The 9,607-nt window shown below is 43.1% G+C and carries 7 protein-coding genes and 1 pseudogene; 1 reads left to right on the forward strand and 7 read right to left on the reverse strand.

What is annotated here, in order from left to right:
* Window positions 1-152, reverse strand: a 152-nt coding sequence (locus PSF11_RS14405; RefSeq protein WP_196712899.1) for a transposase, incomplete at its 3' end; no start/stop codon positions are given.
* 60 nt (window positions 153-212) lie between these two features.
* Between PSF11_RS14405 and PSF11_RS14410 the strand changes: the two genes are divergently transcribed.
* Window positions 213-461 carry a SymE family type I addiction module toxin gene (locus tag PSF11_RS14410; RefSeq protein ID WP_004918549.1) on the forward strand — a complete coding sequence of 83 codons (249 nt, stop codon included), beginning with the start codon at window positions 213-215 and terminating at the stop codon, window positions 459-461.
* 67 nt (window positions 462-528) lie between these two features.
* On the opposite strand, the gene PSF11_RS14415 is transcribed toward PSF11_RS14410, so the two are convergent.
* The 6 genes and pseudogenes from PSF11_RS14415 to PSF11_RS14440 all read right to left on the reverse strand — a co-directional run.
* Complete coding sequence (locus tag PSF11_RS14415; protein ID WP_004918551.1) at window positions 529-963, reverse strand: hypothetical protein; 435 nt, start codon at window positions 961-963, stop codon at window positions 529-531.
* Window positions 964-5,730: an RHS repeat-associated core domain-containing protein gene (locus tag PSF11_RS14420; protein ID WP_072502167.1), complete on the reverse strand. Its 4,767-nt coding sequence runs from the start codon at window positions 5,728-5,730 to the stop codon at window positions 964-966. It abuts the gene before it with no gap.
* 9 nt (window positions 5,731-5,739) lie between these two features.
* A complete protein-coding gene (locus PSF11_RS14425; RefSeq protein ID WP_004918553.1) occupies window positions 5,740-6,096 on the reverse strand; it encodes a DUF4150 domain-containing protein in 357 nt (118 codons plus the stop codon).
* The gene (locus PSF11_RS14430; protein WP_004918554.1) at window positions 6,089-7,300 is read right to left on the reverse strand and encodes a DUF2169 family type VI secretion system accessory protein; all 1,212 of its coding nucleotides are present in this window, start codon (window positions 7,298-7,300) and stop codon (window positions 6,089-6,091) included. The genes PSF11_RS14425 and PSF11_RS14430 overlap by 8 nt, the downstream gene beginning before the upstream one ends.
* A 10-nt stretch (window positions 7,301-7,310) precedes the next feature.
* Window positions 7,311-9,419 carry a type VI secretion system Vgr family protein gene (locus PSF11_RS14435; protein WP_072502168.1) on the reverse strand — a complete coding sequence of 703 codons (2,109 nt, stop codon included), beginning with the start codon at window positions 9,417-9,419 and terminating at the stop codon, window positions 7,311-7,313.
* An 82-nt stretch (window positions 9,420-9,501) separates the two neighbouring features.
* Window positions 9,502-9,607 (reverse strand): annotated as a pseudogene (locus tag PSF11_RS14440) (type VI secretion system tube protein Hcp); the annotation flags it as partial.

Genomic DNA, 9,607 nt, shown 5'->3' on the forward strand with positions numbered 1-9,607 from the left:
TTAGCTTCCATCCCGCCATACTTTGATTTCCAATTATAATAAGTGGCGTTACTAATCCCATTTTGGCGGCAAATATCGTCCACTTTCATACCAGAATCAGCAAGTTTTAAAATATTAACGATCTGAGTTTCAGTAAAATGGGCTTTTTTCATTATGACCTCTGCAATTTTTAGGACAGAAAATCTAATTATCGCTGTCTTATTTTAAGGGGAGTGGATACCCCGAACGGCAGTAAAGCCAGCCCACCGCCGGCGATACACCTTAAAGGGCAATGGCTAAAAGCCGCGGGTTTTGAGATAGGCTTCACTTTTACGGTAAAGATTTTAAACGGCTGTTTGGTGTTAATCCCCGACAGCGAAGACATTCGAGCGATGAAGCAGCAGAACCAACAGCAGCAAGCGCAACTCAGTGCTATCAAACATACGATGCGCGAGCTGATGGCTGAGTATATCAGCGGCTAAAGGTTAAACTGAGCTGCTCTTAAAAACGAAGAAGCCAGAAGTTTGAAAGATCTTCTGGCCATTTAGTTTAAATATCAAAGAAGAACTCTAAAAAATCATTAAAACTAGGCCATTGTGGTTTAAGTATCCCAGCCATAAAGTCATGAATTTCTTTGCCCAAGCCTAATCCAATAACTTCACCAGTTTTCTGATTATAAAAATAACCGTATTCACCTTCAAAATTATCTAATGGCAGATATTCTTCTGGCATTTTTAACGCTTTGTGGGTTCTTTCAATACTTAATGGATAACTATTACTATTAATTAAAAACCAACCAATTTGATAAATCTCTCTATTTCGGCCTAAAAATGTTGGGCAATCTTCAACATGTAAATAAAACTGTGCAAAATCAGAGTCAATATCAACATTAATACTTAACAAAGCATCGCGGTATTCATTTGAAGGTTCTTCAAACCACCAATTTTTACTTTTAAAATAATCAACCAATTTAGGTGTTAACATTTACCTTCCTTTTTTACAGCAATCGATCAGCTTTCTACGATTGACTTCTTCTTCAGCTCTTTGCTTCCAGTAAGCTTTTCTATCAGCATCAAAAAGATTACGATCTACCGGATTTATAGGATGAGCATCCGGTAAATGTGGATGTAATGCATTACTATATCTATATTGTTCATGCGTTGGTGTTGATAACTCAAATAAAGGCCCTAAGCCATTTTGTTTGGAGTGATGTAAACTCACGATTTCATATTTACCATTTTTCACCACCATAGGACTTCGGCCATCTTCGAGGACGATTTGAAGATTCGTTTTTACACCATCTCGCGTATTAACTTTTAAGTCCCAGTCAATAGGTTGTTGATAGACAGTATAAGTAATATTGGAAGGACCTGTAAAAGTAGATCCTGTGAACATGCCACTAAGACCCAACGGGTCTATAAACCCTGTCGGACAGTGCACATACCCATACGGATTCAACCCACCCAATAGCCCTATCGGATCTGGTGAAATATACTGCCCGCTGTCCTTATCATAGTACCGAAAGCGGTTATAATACAAGCCCGTTTCGCGGTCTTCATATTGCCCGGCAAAACGAAAATGGCATTCGGTATAATTTGGGTCATTGTCGGCTCGACCGTCTTGAGACTGCCAAAATGCCATTTGCCCCCACGTATTGAGGCGTCCTGCCCAACTGGCTATCCCTTTTTCAGTAAAAATCTCTCGGGGTGTACCTTGATGGTCAGTGACCACATAGTGCAATTTGCCATTTTGATAGCGAGCAGTAGGGGTGATGGCCCCCGGCTGATAGAGCCATTGAATACCCGCATCATATGCCACAGTTCCGTCGGCATAGACGGGGGCCTCTTCCACCATTTGGTCACCGGACCACAAGTAGTGCCACGCGGTCACACGAGGTTTTAACACGGGGAAGGCGGGATGCGCATTGAGTTTTTCGCTATCCACCGTTTTAGTTTTACTGAGCCGCCGCCCAAAGGCATCGTAGGTGTAACGCCAGACATCGCCACTGGGGGTAAAGCAAGTGATAAGTTGGTTTTGGGTGTTCCACAGATAGCGCCACTCTTGAGGGCGATAGCCGTGTTGATGTACCACTTTCTTAGCCAATCGCCCATTCACATCGTAATGGTAGTCTTGATAACCACGAGGTAACCCACGGCGAATAACGCGTCCGGCTTGTTGCTGTTGGGATAACTGATGGAGAGCCACTTGAGCGCCTTCAGGCACGACAGTGTGTTCAATCAGGTTTAAGTTAGCGTCGTACTGAAAACGCTCGTATTGGCTACGGTGCTGATTACTGTATTGGGTTTCTGTGATTTGGTCATTGGCGTTATAACGGTATTGGGTTCGCTGCCAACGCGTATCTTCAATACCCACGACATTATGGGCGCGGTCATAGTGGAATGACCGGTGCACATCGGTGCAGACCGGAGGCAAATGCGGCGCTTCTTGCATGGCACGTAAGAAGTTCTCGGAGCCGCGTCCAGCCCGTTGGTGTGCTAATAAACCGGCTGCATTGTAGTGACTGGAGTTCACAAAGCCGGCGTCACTGCGGCGTAAATATTCTTGTCCCACGGCATTGTAGCTAAAGCGTAAGGGGGCATGCTGACCCACTTGTAGGGAAGTTAATTCCCCCAATTGACCGAAAGCGTAATGGAGTTCACGTTCACCAAAGCGCGTTTGGGTGAGGGTATGTGTAGCTTCATCCCATTGATGGTGTACCTCACGGCCATTAATGCGTTCGCAGGTTAACTGGCCGTGGGCATTGTATTCGAACTCGACCACGGAATCGGGGTTAGTGGCTTTCACGAGGCGTAAATGGGTATCGTATTCATAGGTGGTGGTGGAGAGGCATTGCGTGTTAATGCCATCGTCGACCCATTCACTTTGTTCAATGATGACCCCCGAGGAGGCATAGCGCCAGCGAAGCTCGTGGTTATCGGGGTAACGGGTGGCAATGCGTCGGCCTAAGCGGTCGTAACGATATTCAAGTACGCGTCCAGTAAAATCGGTTTCTCGAATGATTTGCCCAGCCGCATCACGCTCATAGGTATATGTTTCACCGAGTGAGCTTATCACTTTTTTCAGACGAGTTAATGCGTCATATTCAAAATGAATTTCGCTGCCATCGGGGCGTACCATTGCCATGAGCAAATCAAACGGGCCATACCGATAGCGGGTAGTGCGACCTTCACCGTCGGTGACCGCAACAATGCGGCGCTCGCTGTCATATTCAATGTGTTGATGGGTGCCATCAGGTAATAATACATCGCTGACACTGCCGTTAACGCCGTCATGCTCTTGACTATAACGGTAGCGGGTAGTGTGCTTGAGTGCATCGGTATAAGCTTGTAAGCGACCGAGTTCATCAAACTGATATTCAGTGCTATTTTGGTATGGGTTAGTGCTCTTAATCAGTTGATGTGCGGCGTTGTATTCATATTGCCACTGTGCACCATCGGGAGAAATGGCTTTGAGCAGTTCGCCGTGTTGGCTATATTCGTAAGTTAGTATTTGACCTTGTGGGTCGATGATGGCTGTTAGGTTTCCTTGCGTATCATAGCTTAGCTGCCATTCGTCGCCTGTTGGGGCAATGTAACGAGTGAGTTGTCCATTATCATTATATTCATAACCCACTTTACGTTTATCTGGTAGGTGAATCTGTGCCAGTAACCCATCGACATGGTAGATATAGTGTGTAGTCTCACCAGTATCATTGGTTTCACTGATCTTTTGAAAATCACGCCACTGTGTGCGAGTTTCTCGACCTAAAGGGTCAAGGGTACGCACGACCAATTGATCTTCATTGTAATAATAGCGGTAATGACCTCCTTCACCGTCTATATAAGTGTTAATCTGTAATGTGTCATCATATAAGAAACGATCGCACCAATACCCACTATCTGAATGAGTTTGAATGACCCGTCCTTGTTTATCATAACGAATAGTGAGTTCTGTTTGATCTGTATCTCGCCATGAGGTCATCCAACCTTCAGGTGTATAAGTGTGCCATAAGTGGTTTTGTTGGAAAGCATCACATTCACTTAAATAACCATGATTATCATATTGACACGTAACTAACCGTTGTATTTGCTGAGCATGCTCATAATTGATATGAGTTAGTTGGTTGTGTTGATAATGGAGTCGAACCAAAAAACCATCATCACGTAAAATGTGGCTGAGTTGCTGTTTATCATCGTAATGAAAGTGTAGTGCAATTCCTTGCAAATTAGTGATTTTAACTAATCGACGACAAGATAAAGATAATGTATCAAAGTGATAGATACGTTGACGGCGATTATCTTGTATTTGTAGCCCTGTTTGTTTATTACCCAATAGTAGATAATGTGGAGCTCGTAAGTTTCGGGAGCGCACTTCATCGTTAGGAGCGGTAAAAGTATATAAGCTCCCCTCAGGGTCTTGAAAGTCTATTGTGTTGTCATTGATTAGCAGATACATTGACCAGTTATCTGCCCATTTCTTTCCAAAAATACCATTGGGGGATTGAGTAGAGTAATAGGTTCGCGTTAGTTCGATAGGTAATAGACCCGGAATATTAATGACTGACCATGCTTGAATGAGATCGCCTCTCACTATATCGACGGGGTCACCACAGGTATTTACTTTATCAGTATCGTTTCCTTTTCCATCTTGATTTTTTTGGGTTTTTTTTGTGTCTTCGTTGACTTTAGTTGATGGAGTATCGGAGGTTTTATTTGATGGCGAGTTCGTATTTGGTTTAACTGTTCCGCCAGAAGATGGTGCTTTATTAGCAATATCTGCTACTTCATTAGATGTTTTTCGCGAAGTCTTGCCGATAATCTCAGCCGCTTCTTGAGTGAGCTCTTTCCCCAATTTTTTTCCAGCTTTTTTTACCAAACCAACTGGGGTGAACATCATCAGAAATGCACCGCCTTTTTCTGCATCTGACAATTCTGTAAATCGAATAGCATCAAATGGAGATTCACCAAATTGATCTCGAACTAACTGAGCATGATCTTCCAGTTGCTTTTGCCACTTAGCATTGAATAGTCCAGCAATTTTTGAGCCAAGAACACTCCCTGTAATTTCAATAATTTGAGCTCCAGTATAAGCTAGGTCGAGTACATCAGGTACCACATTCCATGTTTCTTTGAGAGCACCGCTTAATCCTTCAAAAGGAGAGTCAATAGCTGCTGATACTTCGTGACTAGTTTGAGTTGCCCATTTGGTTAAATCTTGTTTTCGTTCTTCAGCCCACTGACGGACATTTTCAGCCTCTTCAGCTGTCAATAAAGAGACTGGATGCCGTGTTGACATTTTTTTTTCTGCGGGTGTTTCTGTCTTAACAATGGGATTAGCATTTTCTACAGGGGCAGAGGAAGGTTTTGCTTGGTGTGTAATGACACCTTGAGTATTACCATTTGCAGAAATGTTGGAATGTTTCTTAATTTCGTCCTCTCGGCTGCTAATAAACCCAGATTCAGGGTAACCTTTCTCATCCGAATTTAATTCAGGTAAATTGAGTGAAGGGTTTTGCTGGCGAAAAATTTCATATTCTTCATGTGAATATTTTCCTGTTGAAATTATATTATATGAGCTATCGTCAAATTCGATATAAATAAGGCGTTCGCTAGTGTCATCAAATCTGGCATTACTGTATAACCTCCAATCAGCAACTTTATCTTTGACTTGCTCAAATGGTGGGTATGGCTTAGCTAGTGGGCTCGAACCAATTACGAGCATTGCATCTACATTATCTTGGTGATTAGACATTTATTATCCCTATTTCCCATTCATCCAAAATTTATCGTCATGACGCAATATAGGTTTTTTTCCTACTCGAACACTCTTTGAATGCTCGATGGGATAGCATTTGCCGCCGACAGTACCACTTTTCACACCATTAGCTACTCCTGGCGCATCACCTAAAGTGGTTGGAATATAGCTTTGATCGTAAACAACAACAGGATGACCATTGGCTTTGACGGATGGCACCACAGAGACTGCAGTTTCTAATTTTGCAATAACAGGGTATGGAATTGGCGGTGTTGATGAACCCATAGGCGTTTTACAGACATCAGGGGTTAAGCTAATCACCAACCATTCACCTTGTTGGCGAGCTAAATAATTATCAGCCATGGTTCAACTCCTCTTGAGTTTCAGCAAGACGAACTAATGGGGCATTTGGATCCATTTCAAATCGAGCTTCACATACACGTATAGGTAAATCAGCTTCAAACATTAAGCGATAGGTTAAGGACAGTTGTAATTTCTCAGTATCAATTAACAGCGTATCTAAATTGAGATGTAGAGGGATAAAAAGGCCATTTAACATGCGCAATAAAACAAAAGGCCGATGTCCCGGTAATGTTGTGTTGAGTTCACCACTTGGTGTTAAATTTTTGAGTATTAGTGAAAAATCAGTTTTTGGGTAAGTAATTTGTTGGTCGATTGGTGCACAGTTCCAATAACCAAAATCAAAATCACTGGGGAGATAAGGATGACGTTGGTTTAACCAAGTTTCATCATAGGTTCCAGCAAGCAAGCGCCGAGGCAACCATGCTCGACCAATCGCCCCAAATCCAGCGACAGGATTTTGTTGCAACTCATTATTTAATTGTGACGTCAACCATTCAGTGGTGATTGGATATTCTAATGATTCGATTTGTGGGGCAGGAAGTACAGTGATTTCTTTAGATTGTTGATACCATGGTGTGATAAATCCTTGTCCTAGCGGATTGTATTCATAGGTACTGTGTGCTATCGGTGCGAAATCCTTTTCAGGATGCTCAGCACGTAGCGCCTCAGGAAATAACGCTTCATCGGGAATAGGCTTAGCCAGTTTTTCATTTTCATAGACCTTACATTCACCACCAAATGCATAACGATAATCAATCGGCAATTGCCGTATGGGAGAAGGAGAAGTTAACTTCCATTCACCTGACTTTTCATCGAGTACAAACTGACGAGCCCCAAAACAGCGTAGGGATTTTTCAATTAGTACCTTATTATCTCGGCTTGTCATGGTAAAAGAGACAGTAATGGATTCAGCGGGCGTGTTGTCTGGTGCATACGCTATGCCATTGATTAGTACATCACAATGAGGTTTGAAGGGGGCTAAGTCACTTTCTACGAGAACAGATGAACTGTTTGGTTTACTAATAAATTGATCTTCAAACTCAAAATTTAAATCAGTCAGTAAAGAAGGAACATATTCCCCTTTATTTTCTGTTGGGACCAGAGCGTACCCAACCTTCATAGCAATTACATGGTGCTCAATATCTTCCACATTGAGCATTTTATAATTAAGAACTGAAAAAGGCGTAAGATTACGAAATTCCATTTCTTATCCTCTAGTTTAAGTCCACATCTTTACCGGTAATTTGTACAGGTCCGGATGCTTCAAAATTAAACTTATGTCCATTAATTGTGACATGGCCTGCACTATCCATCCGCAACACGCTGGCTCCACAGCGGAGTTCAATGACATCACCGACATTAATGGATAACTGATTGGTAACATTGATAGTTTTACTTTGCCCAACAGTCTCTGTATTGTCTTTATTAATGCTTTCAGTGCGATTGCCTTTCACCAGCATCGCTTGGTCGTTATCAACCACTTCCATATGGTCATGTAATACATGGGTAGTACGGTCATTGAGCACTTTCGTATTCATGTCCTTTTGGGCATGAATAAACACTTCCTGCTTGCCATCCTCATCTTCAAAACGTAGCTCGTTAAAACCTTTTCCTTTATGGGTTTTCGTACGGAAGGTCGTACGCGTTTTATTTTCAGGAAATTTTATTGGTGGTGCATTACGCCCATCGTAGGTACATCCCGTGATAATGGGGCGGTCAATATCCCCGTTTAAGTAGCTTATCTGCACAATAGTGCCAATACGAGGTACGGCAGAAAAACCGTAGCCATTGCCACTCCATCCCATAGCAACACGCACCCAACAGGAGGCGCCATGATCAGGCTTACCATAGCGATCCCAATGGAAATGGACTTTAACGGCACCATATTCGTTGACGTAAATTTCTTCTCCTGGAGGACCAACTACGGTGGCTAATTCATCACCATCGGCAGTTGGTTTGTAATGATGAGGCGGGCGCCATTCTTCACGGCCAGGTATAAATGTAACGCTATTACTTAGTTGAGTTCCGTCACCACCCCCGTTATCGGCGAGTGGTTGTACGCCATGGTGAGTGACAGTGATGACTTGCCAACTGTCATTCATCAGCGCATTTGGGTGATTTTGTAAGGTGAAAATTTTTCCCGGACGTAAGGCAAAACAGTTAGTCGTGGCATTCCCCATGCGACTACCGCTACGTAATTGCTCAAATCGGACCTTTGTTAAAGGTTCGCCTTCCGCATCTAATTGGAAACGACCATAACTTTCAAACACACTATGTTGCCCACCTTTTTCTAATTTCCCTTTATGCATCAGAGGGTAGGAAGGTCGAACATAATTATTATCTTTTTGGATCGTCTCATCTGAGCATAGATATTCACCGTATTGCCATGTTGAAACGGTTCTATCCGTTATATCGGTATCGGCTTGTGGGTTGTAGGTGAGGTGGATCCCCGCGGTCATTCCCATATGTTCATCGCTATAGAACATCTCTTCATCTTCAAACCAGAAGTTAATCCCTTCTTCAAAGGCTAAGCGACACCAAAAGTCATAAGCGGATTCCCGTTTTTGTGTGGTGTAGGTCCGTACCGGATGTAAAGCTTCACGGTAAAAAAGACAGTCTGATTTGACGTGCGCTTCGTCTAATAAGGTTTTTAAAATGGTGGGGGCGTTTTGGTCTTGGAAAATACGACTGTCTTGGTTGAGGGTCATGATCCACATTTCAGGACGAATATCAAAATGATACCACGTTTTCACTCCATCGGTATTACCTTGAGCAGCCCCTGCAAGAATACCTTTTACGGTACGCACAACTTTACCGTCACGTTTGACGGTAAGTGATGAAACTTGACCAAGATGTTCTTGGAAATCTATCACTGGGAGTAGGCTGACGGCATTAATGCTCAAGCTAAAGAGTGAAGAAAGCCCTTCCGTTAATGAAAAATCGGTAACTTGTAATGTTCCTGGAGGTAATAATCCGATTTCACAGGTAAATACTAATCCACTTGGATCAGGGTTGAGTCCTAGAGCACTGAGAAGTGTGGATTGTGCTTTATCAGCCATCTCACTATAAGCGCCTGTTTCTGAAGATATTGCTCCTTGTAGTCCACCAGTAAACCCACCGCCGGGTGTGAGTGCAGCAGAAACACCATTAAGGCGTGAGGTCATATTAGAGGCTACAGATAACGCTGTTTGCGCCGCATTAATGGCTTGTTGAGTTTTGGCGGACGCTTGAGAAATTAAGGCATCTTTAGCTTGATTGATGACTTCGTCTTGAATCGAGGCTATCGGATCTATAGATGGTTTTTTGGGGTCTTTTGAGAACATAAATAGGCTCCGAATTAACGGGTAGGCGTCATGACATTAAATAGAGAAAGACGAGCCTATGTAGGCTCGTCGAGTGAAGCGATTACGCTTCCAGCGGTGCGCGCCAGTCATCAGCACCAGAAGTGCCTGCTACGGTGTGCTCCCAGTCCACCTTACGGTAAGAGAGTGACACTTCGAGCAGCTGCGTA

The sequence above is a fragment of the Providencia sp. PROV119 genome (genome assembly GCF_028482435.1).
In the GTDB taxonomy this organism is placed as follows: domain Bacteria; phylum Pseudomonadota; class Gammaproteobacteria; order Enterobacterales; family Enterobacteriaceae; genus Providencia; species Providencia stuartii.